Consider the following 23637-nt stretch of genomic DNA (forward strand, 5'->3'; position numbering starts at 1 on the left):
GCCGCCACGCTACATCTGCAGCACTAGAGCAGCGGCGCGTTGTCGAGGGCCGGATCCTGCAGGCTTTGGGTGGTGTGCAGCACCGCCTCGAAGCCGGCGGCGGAGAGCGGCATAAAGAAGCCGCGCTGCCAGGTCACCCCGGGCATCCAGATCTGCTGGATATCCACCACTATCTTGATGGGCTTGAGCGGCTCGCCCGGCTGCTGCACATAGATGCCGGGCGGGGTTGCCACCTGCGGGAAGCGGCGCAGTATCTGCTCGCTGCCATCCCCGGCATTCGGGTTGAGGCGCACCTTGACCAGCCGGGCCAGCACAGGCGCCATCTCCTCTGTCTGCCACAGGGTGGTATCCAGCAGCTTGCAGCGCCGGCATTTGGCACGCTCGATCACGTAGAGCAGCGGATAACCCTTCTGCAGGGCCAGCTGCTGCGCCTGGGCGTAGCCTTCGGCGCCGCTCAGCCAGGGATTGTCCTCATCGCCACCCGTGCCTCCCAGCGTAAACCAGAGCCCGCCGGCCCCCGCCAGCAACAGCAATACCCCGGTCACCACCCCCTTGATACCGACGCTCATTATGCACCCTCCCTGAATGGCTCCACACGTCTGCCACCATCATGCCTCAAGCTCTCCTGATTGACGACTTTGTGATCCAGGACAAATGGCGAACACTTGTAAGCTGTAATCTTAGAGTTTAAACTCCAGCGCGATTTTTCAGTGCCCCTTAGGGCGTACAACTGTTACTTGAGGATGTCTGACTGATGCCGAAACACCACCTGGTTCGACTGATGCGGGAACGTATCGCCCGGCTTGGCAACAAGGCCGCCCTGCGCGTACAACAGGATGGCCAGTGGCGTGCCATCGGCTGGCGTACCCTGGGGCAGGCCATGGATTACTGCGCCCAGGCGCTGATCCGCGCCGGCCACCAGCCTACCGAGATGGTCGGCATCTATGCCCGCAACATGCCGGAGTGGACCCAGGCCGATCTCGGCATCCTGGCCGCCCGCGGCGTCAGCGTCCCCATCTACCCCACCAGCACTCTGGATCAGCTGCGCTACATCGTCAAAGATGCCGGCATCAAGGTGCTGTTCGTCGGCGAACAGCACCAGTTCGACCAGGCGCTGCAACTCATTGAAAGCGGCGAGATCCAGCAGCTCATCGCCCTCGATGGCAGCGTCAACCTGCGCGGTTGCCCGCAGGCGAGCCACTTCCAGACGTTTCTGGTCTCCGGCAATCACCAGCCCAGCGAACAGGCACTGCGCGAGCGCGAGAGCCAGTACCGGATGGACGATCTGCTGACCCTGATCTACACCTCGGGCACCACGGGTGAGCCCAAGGGGGTCATGCTCGATTTCGCCAACATCGCCGCCTGCTTCGAGATGCACAACAGTCGCCTCGATCTGAACGAGCAGGATGTGTCGCTCTGCATGCTGCCGCTCAGCCACGTGTTCGAGCGCGCCTGGACCTACTACGTGCTCTATTGCGGCGCCGAGAACGTCTACATCCGCGATCCGCAGAAGGTAATGGATGTCATCGGCGAGGTGCAGCCGACCGTGATGTGCGCCGTGCCGCGCCTCTACGAGAAGGCCTACGCCATGATCCAGGCTCGCGTCGCTCAGGCCCCACGCCTGCGCCAGGCCCTGTTCGGCTGGGCCACCCGGGTCGGCAAGCAGATGGTCGCCACCCGTCAGGCGGGTAAAGCCGCTTCCCCCCTGCTCTACGGCCAGCTCTGGCTCGCCGAGCGCCTGGTGTTTCGCAAGCTGCGCGCCCGTTTCGGCGGCCGTACCCGCTTCCTGCCGGTGGCCGGCGCCCGCCTCGCCGACGAGGTGAACTTCTTCTTCCAGGCCATGGGGCTCAACCTCAAGTACGGCTACGGCATGACCGAGACCACCGCCACCGTCTGCTGCTACGAAGACAGCCAGTTCAAGCTGGGCTCCATCGGCACGGCGCTCTGCGGCATCGAGGTGAAGCTGGGTGAGAACAACGAGCTGCTGGTGCGCTCCCCCACCGTGATGCGCGGCTACTACAACAAGCCCGAGGCCACCGCCGAGGTGATGACCGAGGATGGCTTCCTGCGCACCGGCGATGCCGGCGAGCTCGACGGCGAAGGCAACATCTACTTCACCGAGCGCCTCAAGGAGCTGATGAAGACCTCCAACGGCAAGTACGTGGCGCCGCAACTGGTGGAGGGGACCCTCGGCAAGGATCGCTTCATCGAGCAGATCGCCATCGTCGCCGATGCCCGCCACTTCGTCTCGGCGCTGATCGTGCCCTGCTTCGAGTCGCTGGAGGAGTACGCCCGCTCCATCAACCTGCAGTACCAGTGCAAGACCGAACTGCTGCGCCACTCCAAGGTGGTGGAGTTCTTCGAGGCGCGCATCCAGGATCTGCAAAAAGAGCTGGCCAAGTTCGAGCAGGTGAAGAAGTTCACCCTGCTGCCGAGCGCCTTCTCCATGGAGCTGGGTGAGCTGACCCCCACCATGAAGCTGCGCCGCAAGATCATCGAATCCAAGTACCAGAGCGAGATCGAGGCCATGTATAACCATGTCTGAGTACAACCACGTCTGAGACCGCTCGGGTTGAGGGAAATAAAAAAGCCGCTTCAAGAGCGGCTTTTTTGTTGCCTGTCATCAGGCCGGGGTCTTGCTGGTTCCGAAGTAGTCGGCCAGGAAGTCGTCGAACGACAGGCTGTCGCTGCGCTCCCGCTCCCGCTGCTTGGCCAGGGACTCCCGTGCCTCGCCGGCAAAGTAGGCCTCGTCCCAGTACTGCAGCTCGCCAGCCAGCATCTCTTCCCGGTAGCGGCTCGCCAGCTCGTCGGCGAAGGCGCCGTTGTCCTTGCCGCTCTCCAGCAGTTGCTTGAGCAGGCGGGCGGAGTAGGTGAGCTCGGGGTTGAGCAGCTTCTCGCGGTGCATCGCCAGCGTCTCGCGATAGCGGTTGCGGCCGCAGCAGCGATCCAGCAGCGCGGCGACCTCGGCCAGCTCGTCGAACAGCTTGAGGCCGAACTCCTTGAGGCCGATGGGGTTGCCCTGCTCGTCCTCCAGCTCGAGGCCGGGACGGCGCCCCTCCAGCACCACCTTGGTCTGGTTGCGGCGATTGCGGGCGATCTCCTCGTCACCCAGCACCGGGGACGGGCGCAGCAGGCACCACACCAGGAACAGGTCGAAGAAGCGGATCTGATCCACCTCGATGCCGTACGGGGTGAAGGGGTTGACGTCCACGGTGCGCAGCTCGATGTATTCGATGCCACGCTGCTCCAGCGCGTCGGACGGCTTCTCGCCGCTGCGCGGGGTGCGCTTGGGGCGGATCGGCGCGTACAGCTCGTTCTCCAGCTGCAGCACGTTGTCGTTGAGCTGACGGTACTCGCCGTTCACCTTGACGCCGATCCTGGCGAAGTCGGGATCATGGGTGTTGATGGCGCGGCGCAGGCTGCTCACATAGGCCGGCAGGTTGTCGTGGCTGATCTTGAGTCCCGCTTGGGCGCTGTTGGTGTAACCCAGATCCGACAGCCGCAGGGCGGTGGCATAAGGCAGGTAGAGGGTGCCCTTGCCGGTCTTCTGGAACGGCAGGTTGCTCTTGCGCCCCTTGAGGAAGGATTCGCAGATGGCCGGCGAAGCGCCGAACAGGTAGGGCACCAGCCAGCCGAAGCGGTAGACGTTGCGGATAAGCCCCATGTACTTGTCGGAGATGAAGCGCTGGCTGCAGCACCCCTCGCACACCAGCTCCTGCCACTCGCACCAGAAGCTGTCCGGCATGGAGAAGTTGAAGTGCACCCCGGCGATCACCTGCATCAGGCTGCCGTAGCGGTTCTTCAACCCCTGCCGGTAGAGAGTCTTCATCCGGCCGATGTTGGAGCTGCCGTACTGGGCCAGCCGGATGTTCTCCTCGTCGCCGACGAAGCAGGGCATGGAGAGCGGCCAGATCCGCTCATCACCCAGGTGATGAATGGTGTGACGGTGGATGTCGCCAAGCTGTTCCAGCAGGCTGTCGATGGAGTCGGTGGCCGGCGTGATGAACTCCAGCAGGCTCTCCGAGTAGTCGGTGGTGATGTTGGCATGGGTCAGTGCCGAGCCCAGACTTCTGGGGTGATCGGTCTGGGCCAGGGTCCCCTGTGGGGTGATGCGCAGACATTCACGTTCGATCCCGCGCCGGATCCCCTTGAGGGCGGTCAGCCGTTCCGGCGAACCCAGGGCGGTCAACAACTCGGTGAGTGACAAGCTTGTCGTAGTCATATTCACGGCTCATGTGTGGCCGCCCCACAGGGGGGCGGCACTATTTTTATGTAGCGCCCTCAGGGCAGCTGCAGCGGATAGATGGGAAGATGAAGCTCCTGCAGGGGTTTTTCAAGCTTTTGCTTGTCCCCCACCACCACAATCACCATCTCGGCCGGGTCAAGCCAGCGTGCCGCACTGGCCTTGAGCGTCTCGGCCGACACCGTCTTGATCAGGCTGTTCTGGGCCTGCACATAGTCCGGCTTCAGGTCATACATGATCATCTGCAGCAGGAAGCCCGCCTTCTGGCCAAGCGTCTCGTAGGAGAGCGCATCCTGCTGGGAGACGGCGCTGCGCATGTAGGCGAGCTCGACCGGGGTCGGGCCGCTCTTGCGGTAGTTGTCCATCTCCTTGAGGAACTGGCGGATGGCATCCACGGTCGCATCGGCCCGCACGTTGGCGCCGGTGGCGAAGGTACCCACCTCCCGGTTGGCGGAGAAGCCCGAGCTGGCCCCATAGGTATAGCCCTTGTCTTCCCGCAGGTTGAGGTTGATGCGGCTGTTGAAGTTGCCGCCCAGGTTGAAGTTCATCAGCCCGGCGGTGAAGTAGTCCCCCGTGGTATCGAACGGCATGGCGCGGCGGCCGATGCGGATCACCGACTGGGGCGCCCCCGGCTTGTCCACCAGATAGATGCCCGGCTTGGCCTGCTCGCCTTCGGGCTTGAGGCTGCCAAGGGAGGGGGCAGCCCCCTTCCACTGGGTCAGGAAGCCGAGTTGATCCTCCACCTGGGACTGGGTCACGTCCCCCACCACTACCACCTTGGCGTTGGTCGGGTTGTAGTAGTTCTGGTAGAAGCGCTTCACGTCCGCCAGGGTCAGCTTCTCCACGTCGGCCAGCACGCCGTCACCCGGCTGACCGAGGCGGTTTTGCTTGCCGTAGATCAGCTCGCGGAAGGCCTGGCCGGCCAGCCACTCCGGCTGCTGCTCGCTCTGTTTCATCCCCTGCAGCATCTGCGCCTTGACCCGCTCGAAGTCGGCCTCGCGCATGCCGGGCCGCTCATACACCTCGCGCACCAGCGCCAGGGTCTGCGGCAGCTTGTCGGCCAGGCTGCTGATGGTGACCAGGTTGTTGTACTGGGCGCTGGAGACGCTGACGCTGGAGCCGAGCTTTTGCAGCTCGTCGCTGAGCTGGGCCTCGGTCAGACGCACCGAGCCCTGCCCCATCATGCTGGCGGTGAGGCTGGCCAGCCCCAGCTCGCCCTTGCCTTCGGCCCGCATGCCGCCCGGCAGGGCGACCATGATGGAAACCGCAGGGATTTCGTCGCTCTGGGTGCCGATGATCTCGATCCCCTTGTCGAGCTTGCCGTGCCAGATGGCGGGCACCTTGACGCTCACCGCATCGGCCGCCTTGGGCTGCACGCTGCGATCGAAGTCATCTTTCACCGGCCGCTCGGCCAGCACCTTGTCATGCTTGGCGTAATCCGGCAGCTCGCGCTTGGCCGGAGTGAAGTTGGGCTTGGCGGCCTGCCAGTCGTGCTTGCCCTTGGGCACCACGCTCAGCACCACCGCCGGCTTGTTCAGGATGAACTTGTCGTAGGCGGCCTTGACCTGATCCGGCGTCACTTTGCCGATGGCGTCCAGGCTCTTGAACACATAGTTGGGATCCTGGGCGAACACCTGCCCCATGGCGAGCTGGCTCACCTTGCCGGAGACGCTGTCCAGACCCCAGATGGCCGAGGCACGATAGCTGTTGATCGCCTTCTCCAGATCCTCCGGCTTGAGGCCACGACCGGCGAACTCGCCGATCACCTTGTCCACCTCGCTCTTGAGGGTCTTCAGGCTGCCATCCACCGCCGGATTGGGATAGGCGTAGACGGTGAGGGTACAGGCCAGCTCCTCACAGTAGTGGGAGGCCCCCGCATCGATCGCCTTGCCGCTCTTGACCAGCGACTGGTAGAGCATGGAGCTGGCGGAGCCGCCCAGCACGTCGGCAAACATGTCGAGGGCCGGCTCCTGCGCATCGCCGAGCGACACGGTCGGGTAGCTGATGTAGAGCAGCGGCAGGTGCACCTTGTCCTCGAGCGTCACGTAACGGGTCTCGGGCAGGGTCACCGGCTCGGGGGTCGGCTCGGCCACCTCGGGTCCACGCGGGATCGGGCCGAAGTACTTCTCAATCCAGGCCAGCGCCTGCTTGGTGTCGAAGTCGCCGCCCAGGGTCAGGGTGGCGTTGTTGGGGCCGTACCAGCGCAGGAAGAACTGCTTGAGGTCGTTGACGTCGACCCGGTCGAGATCCTCCACATAGCCGATGGGCTGCCAGGAGTAGGGATGGGTGCGCGGGTAGAGCGCCTCGCCCACCTTCTCGCTCACCAGACCGTAAGGCTGGTTGTCGATGCGCTGGGCCCGTTCGTTCTTGACGGTGGCGCGCTGGATCTCGAACTTCTTCTGGCTCACCGCATCGAGCAAGAAGCCCATGCGGTCGGCCTCCAGCCACAGCACCTTCTCCAGCTGGTTGGCCGGCACGGTCTCGTAGTAGTTGGTGCGGTCCTTGTTGGTGGTGCCGTTCATGTCGCCACCGGCCTCGTTGATGATCCGCATGTGCTCCTGATCCCCCACGTGCTTGGAGCCCTGGAACATCATGTGCTCGAAGAAGTGGGCGAATCCGGACTTACCCACCTGCTCGCGGGCCGAGCCCACGTGATAGGTGACGTCCAGGTGCACCAGGGGATCGGATCGGTCGGGCGCCAGAATGACGGTCAGGCCGTTGTCCAGCTTGTACATCTGATAGGGAATGCCGAGCTTGCCCTCTTCCTTGACCTGTTCCGACACCAGGGTGGGTGCCGCCAGCACGGGCAGAGAGAGGCCCAGAAGCATGCTTAATGGAATGAGTTTGTTCACGGTTACCTCGTGAGTGAAGCTAGAAGATCTGCCTGGCCAGCAGAAAGACCAAGGCATAACGCAACAATTTGCCGAGCCCGATGAGAATGAGAGAGCGCCAGAAGGAGAGGCGCAGCCAGCCGGCCAGCAGACAGAGACCATCGCCGACCACAGGCGTCCAGGCCAGCAGCAGACACCAGTGGCCATGTTGTTTGAGCCAGCCGAGGGCTTTTTGTTCCCCACGGCCTTGAAAATCTTCCGGTTTTTTCTTGAAGGTGGCGAGCCAGCCGAGCCACCAGGTGGTCATGGAGCCGAGGGTGTTGCCCAGCGTCGCCCACAGCAGCAGGCTGGCCATGCTCCACTCCCCCTTGGCCGCCATGGCCCCCAACAGCACTTCCGAGCTGCCGGGCAGCAGGGTGGCGGAGGTGAAAGCGCTCAGAAACAGCCAGCCGAGCCCCAGCTCGGTGATGCCGTTCATCCGGCCAGCTCATCCGCGGCGGGCATGCGCAGCAGCAGCTTGCCGCGCACGTGGCCCTGCTCGATGGCCTGATGGGCCAGGGCCCCTTCCGCCAGCGGGAATTCGCCGGAGACGGTGATCTGCACCTCCCCCTGACGCAGCAGGATCAGCATCTGGCTCAACTGCTGGCGGTCAGGATGTACCAGCATGCCAAGCACCTCGATGGCGCTGCCGGCCGCGGCATCCTTGATCTGCTGGGCGGTGATGGTGGGTACCGTCACCAGCCGGCCGCCCGGCTTGACGCAGGCGAGCGCCGCCTTGCCGCTCTCGCCACCCACCAGATCCAGTACCAGATCGACCGGACCGTCAGCCACCACCTGGGCGGCCCAGTCAGCATCGTGGTAATCCACCATCTTGCTGGCCCCCAGCGCGTGCAGGAAGCTGTGGTTGTCACCGCTCGCCGTCGCCACCACCTCGGCGCCATAGGCGCTGGCAAACTGCACCGCCAGATGGCCGACGCCGCCGGCGCCGGCCAGGATCAGCACCCGTTGCCCCGCCTTGAGGGCGCCGTGTTCGAACAGCCCCTGCCAGGCGGTGAGGCCGGCCAGCGGCAGCGCAGCACCCTGCCTCAGAGCCAGCTCCTCCAGCTTGACCAGCTCCTCTTCGCGGGCCACCACGGACTCGCCGTAGCCGCCGCCGGCGAGGGGAAAGCCCACCATGCCGCATACCCTGTCCCCCTCGGCCAGCGAGTCGACACCAGGGCCGACCTTCTCGACCACGCCGGCCACGTCATAGCCCGGCGTCCAGGGCAGCTTCTCCTTGTTTTGCGCCGCCGCCCAGCCGAGGCCGGCCCGGGTCTTGGCATCGATGGGGTTGACCCCCGCAAAGCAGATGCGCACCCGCACTTCGCCCTCGGCAGGCACCTTGTCCTGGGAAGGGTTGAGCCTGAGTACCGAGGGGGCGCCGAATGCGGTAATCTGTAGCTGCGTCATTGCACAATCCATCCTGTTGATTGATCAAGGGTCAACAGAATAACAGCGAGGACACCATGGCTCGAATGTTTCTTATTCCTCTGTTGCTGGCCCTGGGGTGGTGGGCGTTTCTGCTCTACTTCCGCATCCCGCTCAAGCAGGGGGCCAAGGGGTTTTACTGGATCATCGGCATCGGTGGCGGACTGGCCGCCTTCCTCAGCCTGATGATGGTGCTGACCCACTAGCACAGCGCCCGCGCGCAATAAAAAGGCCACCCCGAGGTGGCCTGATGATCAACTTCCTTGCGAACTGAGATGGTAGTGGCGGTTGCTACCCTGCCCCAGCACGCCCTGGGCTAGCAGATGCTGGAACACCCGGTCCACCTCCTCCAGCGACAGCGACAGCGCCTGTGCGACGCTGCGCTTGCTGCACTTGAGCTCGCCGCTCTCCAGCGCGCTGCGCACCTGTTCCACCACCTCTGGCTCAGGCTCCGGCCGGCCGGGCAGCTGCTGTGCCATGGCAGCGGCCTCCGCCTGCTGCAGCACGATCTGTTCCCGCTCGCGGTCCCGCTGCCACAGCCAGCTGCGGCGAAAACGGTTCTCCTCGCCGATCAGACTGACGAAGAAGGCGCCGAACACGTCGAGCAGCACCGAGAGGAAGCAGACCAGCAGAAACTGCACCTGGCTGATGCTCATGCCCACCCCGTCCGCCAGGCTGCTCATCAGCCCCAGCATGGAGGATTGCTCGTTGACGGGCTTGGCGTCGCGCTCCTGGCGCAGCTCGTCCTGGCGCAGCCTGAGCTTGGTGTTGGCTTGCTGCAGGCCGCTGACGCCGCTGGAGATGCGCGCCATCTCGATGTACTTGCGGGCCGCCTCCTCGTTGAGCTGGATCTGCCGCTCTATGCTGGCGATCTGCTCGTCGAAGCGGGCGATCTCCCGCTCATGGCGTGCCTGCTGGTTGAGGATGGTGTTGGTGGCGCTGTTGATGCCGCCTATGCTGCCGCCGATGGAGATGGCGGCCAGCACGCTGTAGAACAGCAGCGACCAGAAGGCCCCGCCCAGATCGCGACGCGCCTTGCACTCCCCGTATTCATACCAGACGTAGAACTTGCCCAGTTCGAAGATGATGGCCAGGCCACCGAACAGCCACTTCATCAGGGGATTCTCGTCGATGGAGAGAAACAGCAGCAGGGAGAAGACGATGGAGGCCAGAATGGCCAAGCCGGTAAAACTGTACACCGTGGTCAGTGCGAACCACCCCTTGGGGTAGCGCAGCACGGCAGAAGCCTGTGTGGTCATGAGAAAGCGGGCGCGATATGCAGGAAAAGTTGGCTGCCGATTATAGTCAGCAGACTCCTCGAGAGAAGGACAATCACCATAATTGCACCAGATCCGTGGTCAGCTGCCCAGAGTGCGACCAAAACGGACAAATCGGCAGCAAAAAGTCGATACACTCACTGCCGACTCTCGTAGCATGGGAGATTGAGCCTGATTCTGCCCGGATTCAGCAAGACTGGCATACACTGACCCGCAACAACCAACCACCGAGGCCACAATGAACCGAACGACTAGCTTGTTACTGCCCCTGCTTCTGGTTGCCGGCGCCGCGCTGGCAGCACCGCAGTATGAGGAGGAAGGTGGTACGGCATTTTCCGTCGATGCACTAACCTTCAACCTGGACTGGGATGACAAGCAATTTGGCTGGTCATCGACCAACTGCTTCGAGCCGGGAGTGAACGATGGCACCCAGACGCCATGCCGGGAAAGCAGGGTCAGCTTCGACGATGAAGAGCACCGCAATGCTCCCCCCGGCAGCAACCAGATGCCCGCCACCCAGGGCACCGGCCAGTAACCAAGGAGAACTTTCGTCATGACTCATTCAACCATGTTCAACAAAGGCGCCCTGCTGCTCTCCCTGTTGCTGGCCAACGGGGTTGCCTTTGCCGCCCCGCCCCACTCCAAGGACGGCGATGGCATCCGGCTCTCCACCGACAACATCAAGCTGAACGTCGACTGGGATGACAAGGAGTACGACTGGTGGCAGCACAACTGCCTGGATCTCGGCATCGGCGACAGCCGCATCAAGCTCAACTGCGACAAGATCGACGGCAAGTACCGGGATCACTACAACCGCAGCATCCATAGCGGCAACAACCCGGGGCAGGGACATGACAAGTTCAAAGAGAAGGACAAGGGGCACGGCAACAAGAAGCACTGATCTGACTGCCGGCGAGCATGAACAAGGGGCCCATGGCCCCTTGTTCGCTTTTCCTACCAGTAATTCTCCGCACTGATGTTGCCGGGGGCCCGCCGCAGGTTCTTGGCCAATCCCAATGACAACAGGGTCTGCTGGGTCTCCTTCACCATGGCCGGGTTGCCGCAGATCAGCACCTGGCTCAGCGCGGGAGCAAATTCCAGCCCCACTCGCGCCTGCAGGCGACCATCGGCGATGGCCGCCGGGATCCGCCCCTCCATCGCCTCGGGCCAGCTTTCACGACTGACGAAGGGGACGTAACGAAAACGCTCGCCATGACGCTCGGCAAAGCTCGCTATCAGATCCCGATAGCTCAGCTCCTCCCCCTTGCGCACCCCGTGCACCAGTACCAGATTCTCGAAACGGGCAAAGGCTTCCCCGTCCGCCAACATGGAGAGGAAGGGGCCGATGGCGGTCCCGGTGGAGAGCAGCCAGAGATCGCGCCCGGCCGGCACCTCGTCCAGGGTGAGAAAACCGGTCGCCAGGGATTGCACCAGCAGGCTGTCGCCCGTCCGCAGGGAACCCAGGGACGGTGTCAGTTCCCCATCGGGGATCTCGACGAAATAGAACTCGTGATAGGGGGCAGACGGGGGATTGACGAAGGAGTAGGCCCGCTGGACGCGGCGATCACCCTGCTCGAGGGCCAGTTTGGTGAATTGCCCCGCCTTGTAGGGGGCCAGCTCAGCCGCCACACGCAGGGAGAACAGGGTGGGTGTCCACTCGATGCGTTCAAGAACGCGACCTTCGACCCAGGCCATAGGGATCTCCTCCAGAGGAACAGGTCTTTACTCTACCCCCGGGCCTGAAAATAAAAAACCCGCGCAAGTGCGCGGGTTTTTTCTGCAAAAGCGAATCGCTATTACAGGGCAACAACCTGGATCTGTACGGTTGCTTTAACGTCAGCGTGCAGCTGAACAGCAACTTCGTAGTCACCGGTGTTACGCAGAACGTTGCCCATGCGGACTTCGCTCTTGGCAACGGCTACGCCGGCAGCAGTGATGGCTTCAGCCACGTCACGGGTACCGATGGAACCGAACAGCTTGCCTTCGTCGCCAGACTTGGAAGCGATAACCACGGTAGCCAGTTCGGCCAGCTTGGCAGCACGCTCTTCAGCAGCAGCTTTGTTGGCAGCCAGTTTGGCTTCCAGCTCAGCGCGACGAGCACCGAAAGCTTCGATGTTGGCCTTGGTGGCCATAACAGCTTTGCCTTGCGGGATCAGGAAGTTACGGGCGTAACCAGCTTTCACGGAAACTTGGTCACCCAGACCGCCCAGTTTGGCGATTTTGTCGAGCAGGATAACTTGCATTACCTTTCCTCTATAAATTTCGTTGAGTTAGGCTTAAGTGCCGGACCGATTCTTACTTGTTGTGCAGATCGGTGTACGGCAGCAGAGCCAGGTAACGAGCACGCTTGATGGCGCGTGCCAGCTGACGCTGATACTTGGCGCGGGTACCGGTGATACGGCTCGGTACGATCTTGCCAGATTCAGTGATGTAGTTTTTCAGAGTAACGATATCTTTGTAGTCGATCTCGGTAACGTTCTCGGCGGTGAAGCGGCAGAACTTACGACGACGGAAATAACGTGCCATGGCCTTTATCCTCTAGTCAGTGATCCAGAATTACTCTTCGGAAGCAGCTTCAGTAGCTTCTTCGCGGCGCTCGTCGTCACGACGGGTGAAGCGCTCTTCCTTGGCCTTGGCCATCGGAGAAACTTCAGTCACGGCGTGCTTGGTGCGCATGATCATGTTGCGGATAACGGCATCGTTGAAGCGGAAGTTGGTTTCCAGCTCATCGATAACGGCTTGCTCTGCTTCTACGTTCATCAGAACGTAGTGGGCTTTGTGCAGTTTGTCGATCGGGTAAGCCAGCTGACGACGGCCCCAATCTTCCAGGCGATGAATGGTACCACCGGAGGTGGTGATGGCGCCGGTGTAACGCTCGATCATGCCAGGTACTTGCTCGCTCTGGTCCGGATGAACCATGAAGACGATTTCGTAATGACGCATTTTAGCTCCTTACGGATTAATTCAGCCTCCGCCCAGGTGCAGCCAGACCTCGGAGGCAAGGAACATAATGGTGTTTAGACGCTGCTTTTCTAGGGCGGCGTATTGTACGAAATCCCATCCCTTACTGCAACCAGCCACCGCCGATGTTTTTATCTATGGGAACAATACAAAACTTCAATTGATAATAATTATCATTTAGATCTATTCTATCTCCATGCACTTATGGAGGCTGATACCATGCAACCCGCGCTGACCACGGCCATCCCGGCCCGCAAATTCAAACTGACCCTGCTCGGGCCGGCCTTTATCGCCGCCATCGGCTACATAGATCCGGGCAACTTCGCCACCAACATTCAGGCCGGCTCCACCTTCGGCTACCAGCTGCTGTGGGTCGTGGTGTGGGCCAACCTGATGGCCATGCTGGTGCAGACTCTCTCGGCCAAGCTCGGCATCGTCACCGGCAAGAACCTGGCGGAACACATTCGCGATCGGCTGCCCAAGCCGGCGGTCTGGGCCTACTGGGTGCAGGCGGAGATCATCGCCATGGCCACCGATCTGGCCGAATTCATCGGGGCCGCGGTCGGCTTCAAGCTGCTACTCGGGGTCACCCTGCTGGAAGGGGCCGGCATCACCGCCGTGGTCACCTGGGGGATCCTGATGCTGCAGTCCCGCGGCCAGAAACCGCTGGAGTTCGTGGTGGGCGGCCTGCTGCTGTTCGTGGCGGCGGCCTACATCGTCGAGCTGGTGTTCTCCCGCCCCCATCTGCCGAGCCTGCTGGAGGGCGCCCTCTTCCCCGGCCTGCCCAACAGCGACGCCGTCTATCTGGCGGCCGGGGTGCTCGGCGCCACCGTGATGCCTCACGTCATCTATCTGCACTCGGCGCTGACCCAGCACACCCAGGATCAGGGCTCGGTTCCGCAGCGGCTGCACACCACCCGGGTCGACGTGGCCATCGCCATGACCATCGCCGGCTTCGTCAACCTGGCCATGATGGCCATGGCCGCGGCCGCCTTCCACAGCTCCGGCAACCAGCAGGTGGCCGAGCTGGAGTCCGCCTACCAGACCCTGACTCCGCTGCTGGGCCAGGCGGCCGCCACCCTGTTCGGCCTCTCGCTGGTCGCCTCCGGCATCAGCTCCACCGTGGTGGGCACGCTGGCCGGTCAAGTGGTGATGCAGGGCTTCGTGCGCTTCACCATCCCGCTCTGGCTGCGCCGCGCCATCACCATGGCTCCCGCCTTCGTGGTGATCGCCATGGGCCTCAACACCACCGAGATCCTGGTGCTGAGTCAGGTGGTGCTGAGCTTCGGCATCGCGCTGGCGCTCATTCCGCTGCTGATATTGACCGGCGATCGCACCCTGATGGGGGAGTATCGCAACCACCCGGTGACCCAGGCGGTCGGCCGCCTCATCGTCGCCCTGGTGATCGGGCTCAACGCCTACCTGCTGGTCGCCATGATCTAGCGCTCATCATCCGCCTCCAGACCGGCTCATTAACCGAGGTTAATGAGCCGGTCTGCGCTTTGACGTATGCTGGCGGCTCTCTTCCTCTTCGATCTGCGGGAGCTATCCATGTCACATACCCGAGCCAGCTTCGTGCTGGGCCACCATCAGGAGCAGGCCAGCGTCATCTGCTGCCAGAGCGGCGACACCACTCTGCTGGTCACCGACCTTACCCCCTTTCATCCCCAGAGCCACCTCTGGCCCGATCAGCCGGGTGACGTGGGCACTGTGCGTTGGGAGGGTGGCGACGCGGCCGTCGGCCCCTGCCGCATGGGGGCCATCAGCCCGGATGGGGAGCTGTTCGTCGACCAGGCGATCCCGGTCAAGCGGGGCGCGGAAGGGTGGCGTTTCGTGGTGGTGCACCCGCTGGCCGGCCACTGTGCGCTGCCGGTGGGCAGTCAGGTGGCGCTGCAAGTGGATGCCGAGGCCCGCCACGCCCTGAGCCTGGGCCACAGCGGCTGCCACCTGGCGGCACTGGCGCTCAACCGGGCGCTGATGCCTTACTGGCGCAAGGAGGTGAGCGAGCGGGACGCGCTGGAGCAGCCCGATTTCGATCGTCTCGCCATCCAGACCTCGCGGGTCGAGCCCAATGGCTCGCGCGAGCAGTACCGGCTCGGCAAGAGCCTGCGCAAGAAGGGGGTCAACAGTGAGGCCCTGCTGGCGGATCTGGCGCAGATTGAAGCGCACATCAATCGCCAGCTGGCCGACTGGCTGGCAACCGGAGGCGAGATCCGCCGCAGCCGGGCCGGCGAGTCGATCATCGACTCCCGTTACTGGCACTGCCCGCTGGAAGGGCGGGAGGTCACCATTCCCTGCGGTGGCACCCATGTGGCCACGCTGGCCGAGCTGGGACGGATCGAGACCAGCCTCACCGCCGATGCAGAGGGGTTTGTCATGATGACCCGGATCTACCCCTGAGGGCGTCCGAACTCGGCGACCAGCGCGTCGATCAGGGCGCGCACCCGGCGCGGCTGATGCCGCCCGGAGGGGTAGACGATCTGCAGCCGTGACGCCGGGGCGGCGAACTCGGGCAGGATCTCCACCAGGCGGCCACGGGTCAGATCCTCCCCCACATCCCAGCGGGACTTGAGGCAGATCCCCTCCCCCTGCAGGCACCACTGGCGCACCAGATAACCGTTGTTACTGATACGCCGCCCCTGCACCATCACCCGCTTCACCACACCCTCGACCTGAAAAGACCACCAGCGCTCCGGATGTTCTCCGAAACGCATCAACAGGCAGTCATGATCGACAAGCTCTTCCGGATGGCGGGGCTCCCCCTTGCGCGCCAGGTAGGCGGGTGAGGCACAGACGATCCGGCGGTTCTCCCCCAGCGAAAGGGTGCGCAGTGTGCTGTCGGCCAGCTCTCCGTAGCGCAGGGCCAGATCGATCCCCTGCCCCACCAGATCCAGATAGCCGTCGGTCAGGTTGAGATCCAGCGTGATCCCCGGGTGTTGTGCCATGAAGCGATCGAGCAGCGGCACCAGCCGGCTGATCCCCAGATCATGAGGGGCGCTGATGCGCAGCAACCCGTTCATTTCGTCCCCGCCATCGCGCAGACGGCGCTTGAGCCCCTCGGCCTGGGCCAGCAGATGGCGCCCCTCCTCCAGCAACAGGCGCCCCTCTTCGGTGAGGCTGATGGAGCGAGTGGTTCTGCTGAGCAGGGTCGTGCCGTAGTAGCGTTCCAGGGAGGCCAGCCGCTCCGAGACGGTTGCCGGGGAGAAACCCAGCTCACGCCCCGCGGCGGCCAGTCCCCCTTTTTCCACTATGACCAGGAACAGATTGAGGTTCTCGAGCATGATTGTATTGATAATCCGAATTATGTTTTAGATTTTGCGGCAATTATCAAAATACACCGTCACATCTATCTTCTCCAGCAGACACAGGCGCGGATCCCCCGCCGTCTCAGAGAGGAACATTGCCATGGCATTTCATCAACATACCCTGTCCCTTGTCATCGGTGGCCACACCGGTATCGGCCGCGCCGTCGCCGATGCCCTGCGCCAGCGCCCCGGTCAGGTCATCGTCGCCAGCCGCAAGAGCGGCCTGGATATCACGGACCAGACCTCCATCGATAACCTCTTGACCGATCTGGGCCAGCTGGATCACCTGGTCATCACCGCCGGTTCCCAGGCGCCTGGTGGGTCGCTGCTCGAGCTGGATCTCACCGCCGCCAAGGCGGCCTTCGACACCAAGTTCTGGGGCACTCTGGCGGTCATTCGCAGCCTTGCCCCGCATATGGCCCCCGGCGGCACCATCACCCTCACCACAGGGTTCCTGGCCCGCAAAACGGTGCCCGGTACCCTGGTCAAGACCACCATGAATGCCGCGCTCGAAGCCGCCGCCAGGCTGCTAGCCCGTGAGCTGGCCCCCATCAGGGTCAACGTGGTCAGTCCGGGGCTGACCGATACCGAGGCCTACGCCGCCATGGCACCCGAGGCGCGAGAGGCCATGCTGGGCCGGGCGGCCGCCAGCCTGCCGGCCGGTCGGTACGGCCGCGCCGAAGATCTTGCCGCCGGCTATCTGCTGGCCATCGACAACCCCTTCATGACCGGCGCCACCATAGATATCGATGGCGGCGCCCTGATCAACTGAGGAGATGAGCATGAAAGAGCCCAACACGCTCCCGGCCCGGATCTGGATCCTGACCCTGAGTGCCTTTGCCATCGGCACCGCAGAGTTCCTGATCGCCGGCATCCTGCCCCAGGTGGCTGAATCGCTGGGGGTCACCACGGGCCAGGCGGGCAACCTCATCACCGCCTATGCCCTGGCCATCGTCTTTGGCGGCCCGCTGCTCACCCTCTGGCTGGCCCGCTTCGAGAAACGTCGCATCCTGCTAGCACTGATGGTGCTGTTTGTGGTCGCCAACCTGATCGCGGCCTTCAGCACCGACTACGTCACCCTGATCGTGAGCCGCATCCTGGCCGGCCTGACCCAGGGCCCCTTCTATGGCATCGGTGCCGTGGTCGCCACCCGCATGGTGAGCGACAAGATGGCGGGCCGCGCCGTCGGCCAGATGTTTGCGGGCCTGACCCTGGCCAACGTGCTGGGCGTGCCGGCAGGTGCCTGGATAGGCAACGCCTTCGACTGGCATACCACCTTCCTGGTGGTCGCCGGGCTGGGTCTGCTCTCCATGCTGGCCATCGCCCTCGTCATCGAGCGCCAACCCAGGGAGAACGCCACCTCCATCAGCCAGCAACTTGCCGCCTTCCGCAGTTGGAACCTGCTGGCCAGCCTGCTCTTTACCGTACTGGGCTGGGCCGGCTTCATGACCCTCTATGGCTACATAGCGCCGCTGGCAGAAGAGGTGGCTGGCTTCGAACGTTCCGCCATCACAGGCGTGCTGGTGGTCGTCGGGCTGGGCCTGGTGCTGGGCAACAACATCGGCGGGCACAGCGCCGACCGTAATCTGCGGCGCTCCCTGCTGGTGTGGCCACTGCTGACCATTCTGGCCCTGCTGCTGGTCGGCGTGGTGGAGCACTACACATGGCCTTTCCTGATCGCCACCTTCCTGTTTGGTGTGGCCACCTTCGCCAATCTGCCCGCCATGCAGATGCGGGTGATGAAATATGGCCGGCAGGCCCCGGAGCTGGCGGCCACCGCCAACATCTCGGCGTTCAACATCGCCAACGCCTTGGGCGGAGTGATCGGTGGCGCCGTCGTCGACAGCCAGCTGGGACCGGCAGCCCTCCCCTTCTTCGCGGCGCTGGTACCGGCCCTGGGGCTGCTGTTCATTCTGACCCAGGAGCGAAGAGGCCGGCCAAGAGCCCTGGCCTGCTAGGCGACGACCCCTTCACCCGCATTCCGAGCCGACAGGAGGCCATATGACCATACATGCCATCGACCACGTCACGCTTCGCACGGATCAGCTGGAGCAGACCATAGCGTTTTATCGCGATGCCATCGGCCTGCAGGAAGGGGGGCGGCCCCCCTTTCCTTTTCCGGGTTGCTGGCTCTACGCAGGAGGGCGCCCCCTGCTGCACATCGTTGCCAACACCCAGAGCGAGGGACTGACCGACTATCTGGGGAAACGGGAGACGGAGCAAGGCAGCGGCTGCATCGATCACATCTCGCTGAGTGCCTCGGATCCTGTAGAGACGCAGGCTCGCCTGCTGCGACTGGAGGTGCCCTTCGTCAGCCGGGTCATCCCGGAGCGCAACGAGCTGCAACTCTTTCTGAGGGATAACAACGGGGTGCAGGTCGAGTTGCTCTTCACCCAGACGGACATAGACCAGCACAACAACCCGCCGGCCGGGGGAGATAGGGATGAGTAACAGACGACATTTCATCAAAAGCGCGATTGCCATGGGCACCCTGGCAGTGGCGGGGCGGGCCTTGGCAAGCCCCCGCTCCCCCTCGGGCCTGGGCGCTGGCCCCCAGCTCAGGCTCGGCATCACGGATCTCTCATTCCACCGCATGGCCGGGGCCCTGGTGACTGCCGTTCTGGAGCAGCGGGGCTACCGGGTCACCCGCAGCCACGCCCCCCATGAGGCCAATTTTGAACGGCTCGCCAGCGGCGAGATCGATCTGCTGGCCTCCGCCTGGCTGCCTGCCAGCCACGGCATCTACAAAGCCGAGGTCGAGAAGCGGGTGACCGTGCGTGAGCTGGGGCTGCACTACCAGCCCTATGCCCTGTGGGGCATCCCGGAGTATGTTCCCGTCGATCAGGTGGCCGAGGTCGCCGACCTGCTGCGCCCCGAGGTAAGGCAGCGCATGACGCCGCAGATCCAGGGGATCGGTCCGGGGGCTGGCATCAGCCGCTTCTCGCGGGAGATCATGAAGGTGTACGGGCTCGAGCAGGCGGGTTACCGCTTCCTGAACGGGACACAGGAGCAGTGTCTGGCCGCCTTTGAGCAAGCCGTGGCCGAGCAACGCTGGGCCATCGTGCCCCTGTGGCGCCCCCAGTTCCTGCACGCCATCCATCCCATCCGTGAGTTGAAAGAACCCGGAGGGCTGCTGGGCGGGGTCGACAGGGCCGTGCTGCTGATACGGGAGGATCGCCTGGACAAACTGGACGGCGCCACCCTCACAGCGCTGGACAAGCTGCGCTTTGGCAACGAGCTGATAGAGCGCCTCGACTATCGGGTCAGCCGGCTCGGCGAGCCCCTCGACCGGGTCGCCCGGGAAGCCATTGCCGCCTTGCAGCAACCAGCCTGATGTCTCCACCGCCGGCATCCAGGTCGGGGGCGGCCGTCAACACCGAGGGGGCACGCCCCTAGCCGAGGCGGATCAGCAGGATCCCACCCAGGATAATCAGGGCGGCCAGCAGCCTGACCCGCCCCAGCTTCTCCCCCAGCCAGCCCCAGGAGAGCAGCACCGCAAACAACACGCTGCTCTCACGCAGGGCCGCCACCAGGCCGATGGGTGCCTTGGTCATGGCCCAGATGACGATACCGTAGGCCAACAGCGACAGGACGCCCCCGATGGCGCCGCTGCGCCACGCCGCAGGCCCCAGCTCGCGCCAGGCGGTGCGGCTCTGCCAGCGCATCAGCAGCGGCATCATCAGCGCGGTGAGGGTAAACAGCCAGAGGGTATAACGCACCGGCTCGCCGGCCGAGCGGGCCCCCGCCCCATCGGACAGGGTGTAGGAGGCGGTAAACAGCGCCGTGACAAGCACCGCCTGCAGCGCGGCCGGCGCCAGCCGCAGGCCGCCGCGCCACGCCATCAGCAGCACGCCGCTCACCAGCACCACGGCTCCCGTCACCGCCACCATCCCCGGCACCTCACCCAGCAGCAGGGCACCGAACAGCAGGGTCACCAGCGGGGCGCCGCCCCGGGCTAACGGATAGATCTGGCCAAACTCCCCCAGCCGGTAGGCTCGGCCGAGAAACAGGCAGTAGCCGCAGTGCAGCAGAATGGAGAGCGCCAGCCAGGGATATTCGGCCGCCACCGGCCAGCCCACCAAGGGGAGAAAGGGGGCGGCAAACAGACCGGAGCAGAGGGAGACCAGCAGGACGCTGACCCGCCCCTCGGCCTGGCGCTTGGCCAGCGCATTCCAGAGCGCGTGCAGCAGGGCTGCCAGCAGGATGGCGGCAAAGATGGTTGGGGTCACGACAGGGTTCCGATAGCAACAGGCCGCCCAGCATACCCGGTTTGCCCGGCCATGACAGAGAGCGGCCTCATAAGATGCCTGTTTTTCTCATCCGGCAGCCTGCTGCCGGCCTGGCCTCAGCGCAACCGGCGCTGCCAGTGAATGGCCAGCAGGATGAAGCTCACCCCGACCCAGAGGTTCCACGCCGGGATCTCGCCAAACAGCCAGACCCCCAGCAGCACCACGAACATCAGACCCGAGTACTCGGTCGCCGCGATGCGGTTGGCCTCCACCTGACGATAGGAATAGAAGCAGCTGGCGTGATAGAGCAGCTGCATGACGCCGCTGCCGCCGATCAGCACCAGCAGCCGCCAGTCCACCGGCTGCCACTGACCCACCGCCAGACCCGCGGTCAGCGGCATGGCCAGCAGGTTGGCCCAGAACAGGGTCGCCACCACCGAGATCCCGGCCGGCAACTTGCGTCCCGTGATGTTGAACAGCGCCAGGGTGAAGGCGGTCACCAGGGCGCCCAGCCCGGCCAGATGGAAATCCCCCGGCCGCAGCACGAACACTACCCCGAGCAGCCCCATGCCGCTCAGCAGCCAGACTCTGGGGTGGATCTTCTCCTTGAGCAGCCAGGCCGCCAGCGGCAACGTCAGCAGCGGGGAGACATAGAAGATGGCGTTGGCCGTGGCCAGCGGCAACTGGGTCAGAGCCAGCATCATGCCACCGCCGCCGAGCAGGCAGAGGTGGCCGCGCAGCAGGTGCCACTTCCAGGCACCCAGCCCCCAGGCCGAGCGCGGCACCCGCAGCATGAAGGGCAGCAGCACCAGCAGGGTCAGCAGCTGGCGCAGGAACATGTATTGGAAGGGGCTGAAGCCGGGGCCGATCAGCTTGACCAGCACGTCGGAGAAGGCCTGGGCCAGATTGCCCAGCACCAGGGTGATGATGGCGAAGGTTTGCAGGTCCAGTGCGAACCGCTTGCGCAACAACTCCATCAGCGACAACCGCTCGTGTGACGAACGCAAATAAAATGGCTCAACGGCTCAATCGCTGAATCTTGTTCTGTATTAATGGGGTAAAAGACCATTTTTAAAACCTATCCATCAACTGTTGCCGATTAATCACTCAGAGGGTACCCACTAACATGGCGCCGAGCACCCGTTTTCTTTACTACCTCAAGACATAATAATTTCATTGTTATGCCTAAAAGGCATTAAGAGGAGCTCATGCCGATGTGGGGGATGTCATCTTCCAGATAGGGTTCACCCACGGCGGTGAAGCCGTGACGGCCGTAGAAGCCCTGCAGGTGCGCCTGAGCCCCCAGATAGATGCTGACCCCGGGCCACAGCCGGGCACACTCCTGCAGCGCCTGCTGCATCAGCCGGTGGCCCAGGCCATCACCTCGCGCCTCGGGGGCGGTCACCACCCGGCCGATCACCACCTGCTCACTCTTGGCCACACCGGGCGCCATCAGCCTGGCATAGGCCACCAGTGCCCCATCCTGCCAGCCGAGCAGGTGCAGTACGTCGGGGCGCTTGTCGACACCGTCCAGATCGAGAAAGACGCAGGTCTGCTCCACCACGAAGACCCGAGATCTCAGGGTGAGCAGTTCATAGAGTTCGTTGACGTCGAGTTGTTCGAAAGATTTGAGAGACCAGTTCATGGGGATTCCTTGCTCATGATGAGAAGGGCAGCATAGCCAGCCGCACGCGGGCCGGCATTAACCTTTGTTAAGATCCTTCAGCCGTTTGCGAATGCGGCTCAGGCTGATGGGGGTGATGCCGAGATAGGCGGCGATCTGGTGATCGGGCACCCTGGCCTCCAGAGCGGGAAAACTGCGCAGAAAGTGCTGATAACGGGCCTGCGGGCTCTCGGTCAAGAGCAGCAGCTCCTTCTCCTCCTTGATGCGCAGCTGCACCGCCAGCAGATGCTGATACCAGGCGGGCCAGCAGGAGAGCGTGCGCAGGTCGGCCAGATTGAACAGCAAGAGCCGACAGGGCTCCAGCACCTCCACGCTGTAGCGAGCCGGCTCGCCGCTGAGCAGGTGGTGGAAGTCGAGGAACTCGTCACCCTCCCAGTAAAACTCCTTGATGTACTCGCGGCCATCTGCCAGCACCACCTTGGCCCGCAGCAGCCCCTGCTCCACCATCACCAGCAGATCGGGTCGATCGCCGGTATGCCAGAGGCAGGCGCGGGGGCTCAGGGTCAGCGGCCGGGCAAAAGAGAGGAGGCGCGCGGCCTCCTGCTCATCCGTGACCCGATCCCGGCAAAACGGGGGTCTGTCCATTCAGCTCGCCTCAGGCGCGGCGCTGGCGCACGGCTTCGAACAGGCAGACGCCAGTCGCCACCGAGACGTTGAGGCTGGATACCGCCCCCGCCATCGGGATGCTCACCAGCTCGTCGCAGTGCTCGCGGGTGAGGCGACGCATACCCTTGCCCTCTGCGCCCATCACCAGCGCCATCGGGCCGGTCAGCTTGGCCTGATAGAGGTCGTGATCCGCCTCACCGGCGGTGCCGACCAGCCAGACGCCACGCTCCTGCAGCTCGCGCAGGCTGCGAGCCAGGTTGGTGACCTGAATGAGCGGCACCACTTCGGCGGCGCCACAGGCGACCTTGCGCACGATAGGGGTCAGCCCGGTGGCTTTGTCGCGCGGCACGATCACCGCATGCACCCCGGCCGCATCGGCGCTGCGCAGGCAGGCACCCAGGTTGTGCGGATCGGTCACCCCGTCCAGCACCAGCAGGAAGGGGACGGTTTCTTGCTCGGCCAGCTTGTCCAGCAGGCTGGCCAGGTCGTGCTCGGCCAGCTTGGGCGCCTCCTTCAGCCGGGCCATGATGCCCTGGTGATTGTTGCCCTCCGCCTTGTCGTCGAGCGTCTTGCGGTTCACGCTCTGCACCTTGAGGCCGAGCGCATCCAGCTCCGCCAGCAGGGGCTGCAGCCGCTCATCGTCGCGGCCCTTGAGGGCCCACACTTCGATGAAACGCTCCGGCTCGCGCTCAAGAAGGGCGGCCACGGCGTGGATGCCGTAAATCAGTTCACTGCTCATGTTCAAGATCCGTGGTGTCGGGTCGCACCCAGTGCGCCACAAAGAAAAATGGCCCTACCGGCAGCCTGACCAGCATGATGCTGGCGTCGTCACCGGTCGCTAAATGATGGCGCATCATACCAGAGACTCCGGTCCCTAGGGAGTTCAGCCAAACTCCTTCGCCTGTGCCAAGCATCCCAATCCCTGCGGGATTGCCACTATGCGGGGTTTCGCCCTCCCTGTGGGCTGCGGCGAGTGACGTCTTGCTGGCCCAAGAAGTCACCAAGAAGGCCTTCCCCCGCCAATCCGACCGCTG

27 protein-coding genes are annotated in these 23637 nt (G+C 63.8%); 10 read left to right on the forward strand and 17 right to left on the reverse strand.

Going from position 1 to position 23637, the window contains the following annotated elements; translation table 11 throughout:
- Positions 1-23: 23 nt before the first annotated feature.
- Positions 24-569, reverse strand: a complete 546-nt coding sequence (locus I6L38_RS15640) for a hypothetical protein (RefSeq protein ID WP_201972079.1) — start codon at positions 567-569, stop codon at positions 24-26.
- Between the two features lie 185 nt (positions 570-754).
- Between I6L38_RS15640 and I6L38_RS15645 the strand changes: the two genes are divergently transcribed.
- Entirely contained in the window at positions 755-2545 is a 1791-nt protein-coding gene (locus tag I6L38_RS15645) for a long-chain fatty acid--CoA ligase (RefSeq protein WP_216988697.1), read from the forward strand.
- Positions 2546-2623: 78 nt separating this feature from the next.
- On the opposite strand, the gene gshA is transcribed toward I6L38_RS15645, so the two are convergent.
- From gshA to I6L38_RS15665, 4 genes are read right to left on the reverse strand one after another with little or no spacing between them, the layout of a single operon-like run.
- Positions 2624-4222, reverse strand: coding sequence for a glutamate--cysteine ligase (gshA, locus tag I6L38_RS15650; RefSeq protein WP_017780236.1), 1599 nt, complete (start codon positions 4220-4222; stop codon positions 2624-2626).
- A 59-nt stretch (positions 4223-4281) separates the two neighbouring features.
- Positions 4282-7095: a pitrilysin family protein gene (locus I6L38_RS15655; protein ID WP_216988698.1), complete on the reverse strand. Its 2814-nt coding sequence runs from the start codon at positions 7093-7095 to the stop codon at positions 4282-4284.
- Positions 7096-7114: 19 nt separating this feature from the next.
- The gene (locus I6L38_RS15660; RefSeq protein WP_139396685.1) at positions 7115-7552 is read right to left on the reverse strand and encodes a YqaA family protein; all 438 of its coding nucleotides are present in this window, start codon (positions 7550-7552) and stop codon (positions 7115-7117) included.
- The gene (locus I6L38_RS15665; protein ID WP_216988699.1) at positions 7549-8523 is read right to left on the reverse strand and encodes an NADP-dependent oxidoreductase; all 975 of its coding nucleotides are present in this window, start codon (positions 8521-8523) and stop codon (positions 7549-7551) included. Before I6L38_RS15665 ends, I6L38_RS15660 begins: the two co-directional genes overlap by 4 nt.
- Before the next feature lie 56 nt (positions 8524-8579).
- Between I6L38_RS15665 and I6L38_RS15670 the strand changes: the two genes are divergently transcribed.
- The gene (locus I6L38_RS15670) at positions 8580-8747 is read left to right on the forward strand and encodes a hypothetical protein (RefSeq protein ID WP_005308905.1); all 168 of its coding nucleotides are present in this window, start codon (positions 8580-8582) and stop codon (positions 8745-8747) included.
- Positions 8748-8795: 48 nt separating this feature from the next.
- Here the strand turns inward: I6L38_RS15670 and I6L38_RS15675 are convergent, their stop codons facing one another.
- The gene (locus tag I6L38_RS15675) at positions 8796-9800 is read right to left on the reverse strand and encodes a hypothetical protein (RefSeq protein ID WP_026141415.1); all 1005 of its coding nucleotides are present in this window, start codon (positions 9798-9800) and stop codon (positions 8796-8798) included.
- A 274-nt stretch (positions 9801-10074) separates the two neighbouring features.
- Here I6L38_RS15675 and I6L38_RS15680 point away from each other — a divergent pair, with 274 nt between their 5' ends.
- Positions 10075-10353 (forward strand): hypothetical protein, encoded by a 279-nt coding sequence (locus tag I6L38_RS15680; RefSeq protein ID WP_206220654.1) that lies wholly within the window; start codon positions 10075-10077, stop codon positions 10351-10353.
- Positions 10354-10371: 18 nt separating this feature from the next.
- Positions 10372-10719, forward strand: a complete 348-nt coding sequence (locus I6L38_RS15685; RefSeq protein WP_010635110.1) for a hypothetical protein — start codon at positions 10372-10374, stop codon at positions 10717-10719.
- A 53-nt stretch (positions 10720-10772) separates the two neighbouring features.
- Here the strand turns inward: I6L38_RS15685 and I6L38_RS15690 are convergent, their stop codons facing one another.
- From I6L38_RS15690 to rpsF, 4 genes are all read right to left on the reverse strand, one after another.
- The gene (locus tag I6L38_RS15690; RefSeq protein ID WP_216988700.1) at positions 10773-11513 is read right to left on the reverse strand and encodes a ferredoxin--NADP reductase; all 741 of its coding nucleotides are present in this window, start codon (positions 11511-11513) and stop codon (positions 10773-10775) included.
- A 101-nt stretch (positions 11514-11614) separates the two neighbouring features.
- Positions 11615-12061, reverse strand: a complete 447-nt coding sequence (rplI, locus tag I6L38_RS15695) for a 50S ribosomal protein L9 (RefSeq protein WP_005308892.1) — start codon at positions 12059-12061, stop codon at positions 11615-11617.
- 52 nt (positions 12062-12113) lie between these two features.
- On the reverse strand, positions 12114-12344 hold the full coding sequence (rpsR, locus tag I6L38_RS15700) for a 30S ribosomal protein S18 (RefSeq protein WP_005308890.1): 231 nt from the start codon (positions 12342-12344) through the stop codon (positions 12114-12116).
- Between the two features lie 30 nt (positions 12345-12374).
- Complete coding sequence (gene rpsF / locus I6L38_RS15705) at positions 12375-12761, reverse strand: 30S ribosomal protein S6 (RefSeq protein ID WP_005308887.1); 387 nt, start codon at positions 12759-12761, stop codon at positions 12375-12377.
- A 237-nt stretch (positions 12762-12998) separates the two neighbouring features.
- Here rpsF and I6L38_RS15710 point away from each other — a divergent pair, with 237 nt between their 5' ends.
- Positions 12999-14222 carry an Nramp family divalent metal transporter gene (locus I6L38_RS15710; RefSeq protein WP_216988701.1) on the forward strand — a complete coding sequence of 408 codons (1224 nt, stop codon included), beginning with the start codon at positions 12999-13001 and terminating at the stop codon, positions 14220-14222.
- Positions 14223-14288: 66 nt separating this feature from the next.
- Complete coding sequence (locus tag I6L38_RS15715) at positions 14289-15179, forward strand: hypothetical protein (RefSeq protein ID WP_216988702.1); 891 nt, start codon at positions 14289-14291, stop codon at positions 15177-15179.
- Here the strand turns inward: I6L38_RS15715 and I6L38_RS15720 are convergent.
- Complete coding sequence (locus I6L38_RS15720) at positions 15170-16060, reverse strand: LysR family transcriptional regulator (protein WP_017780246.1); 891 nt, start codon at positions 16058-16060, stop codon at positions 15170-15172. The genes I6L38_RS15715 and I6L38_RS15720 overlap by 10 nt on opposite strands.
- Positions 16061-16184: 124 nt before the next feature.
- Here I6L38_RS15720 and I6L38_RS15725 point away from each other — a divergent pair, with 124 nt between their 5' ends.
- The 4 genes from I6L38_RS15725 to I6L38_RS15740 are packed head-to-tail and all read left to right on the forward strand — an operon-like array spanning position 16185 to position 19418.
- Entirely contained in the window at positions 16185-16856 is a 672-nt protein-coding gene (locus I6L38_RS15725; RefSeq protein WP_017785605.1) for an SDR family oxidoreductase, read from the forward strand.
- Positions 16857-16866: 10 nt separating this feature from the next.
- Positions 16867-18042 carry an MFS transporter gene (locus I6L38_RS15730; protein ID WP_216988703.1) on the forward strand — a complete coding sequence of 392 codons (1176 nt, stop codon included), beginning with the start codon at positions 16867-16869 and terminating at the stop codon, positions 18040-18042.
- 43 nt (positions 18043-18085) lie between these two features.
- Positions 18086-18535: a VOC family protein gene (locus tag I6L38_RS15735; protein WP_216988704.1), complete on the forward strand. Its 450-nt coding sequence runs from the start codon at positions 18086-18088 to the stop codon at positions 18533-18535.
- Positions 18536-18566: 31 nt separating this feature from the next.
- Positions 18567-19418: a glycine betaine ABC transporter substrate-binding protein gene (locus I6L38_RS15740; RefSeq protein ID WP_201882844.1), complete on the forward strand. Its 852-nt coding sequence runs from the start codon at positions 18567-18569 to the stop codon at positions 19416-19418.
- Between the two features lie 58 nt (positions 19419-19476).
- On the opposite strand, the gene I6L38_RS15745 is transcribed toward I6L38_RS15740, so the two are convergent.
- From I6L38_RS15745 to I6L38_RS22745, 6 genes are all read right to left on the reverse strand, one after another.
- Positions 19477-20313 carry a DMT family transporter gene (locus tag I6L38_RS15745; protein WP_201882826.1) on the reverse strand — a complete coding sequence of 279 codons (837 nt, stop codon included), beginning with the start codon at positions 20311-20313 and terminating at the stop codon, positions 19477-19479.
- Between the two features lie 116 nt (positions 20314-20429).
- Positions 20430-21290: a DMT family transporter gene (locus I6L38_RS15750; protein WP_010635120.1), complete on the reverse strand. Its 861-nt coding sequence runs from the start codon at positions 21288-21290 to the stop codon at positions 20430-20432.
- A 218-nt stretch (positions 21291-21508) separates the two neighbouring features.
- Complete coding sequence (locus tag I6L38_RS15755; RefSeq protein ID WP_005308863.1) at positions 21509-21958, reverse strand: GNAT family N-acetyltransferase; 450 nt, start codon at positions 21956-21958, stop codon at positions 21509-21511.
- 57 nt (positions 21959-22015) lie between these two features.
- Complete coding sequence (locus I6L38_RS15760) at positions 22016-22582, reverse strand: Crp/Fnr family transcriptional regulator (RefSeq protein WP_201882828.1); 567 nt, start codon at positions 22580-22582, stop codon at positions 22016-22018.
- 10 nt (positions 22583-22592) lie between these two features.
- Positions 22593-23342, reverse strand: coding sequence for a 23S rRNA (guanosine(2251)-2'-O)-methyltransferase RlmB (gene rlmB, locus I6L38_RS15765; RefSeq protein WP_201882830.1), 750 nt, complete (start codon positions 23340-23342; stop codon positions 22593-22595).
- Positions 23332-23457, reverse strand: a complete 126-nt coding sequence (locus tag I6L38_RS22745) for a hypothetical protein (protein ID WP_264082780.1) — start codon at positions 23455-23457, stop codon at positions 23332-23334. Before I6L38_RS22745 ends, rlmB begins: the two co-directional genes overlap by 11 nt.
- Between the last annotated feature and the right edge of the window lie 180 nt (positions 23458-23637).

Origin of the sequence: Aeromonas sp. FDAARGOS 1408, from assembly GCF_019048665.1 — a bacterium.
In the GTDB taxonomy this organism is placed as follows: Bacteria; Pseudomonadota; Gammaproteobacteria; order Enterobacterales; family Aeromonadaceae; genus Aeromonas; species Aeromonas dhakensis.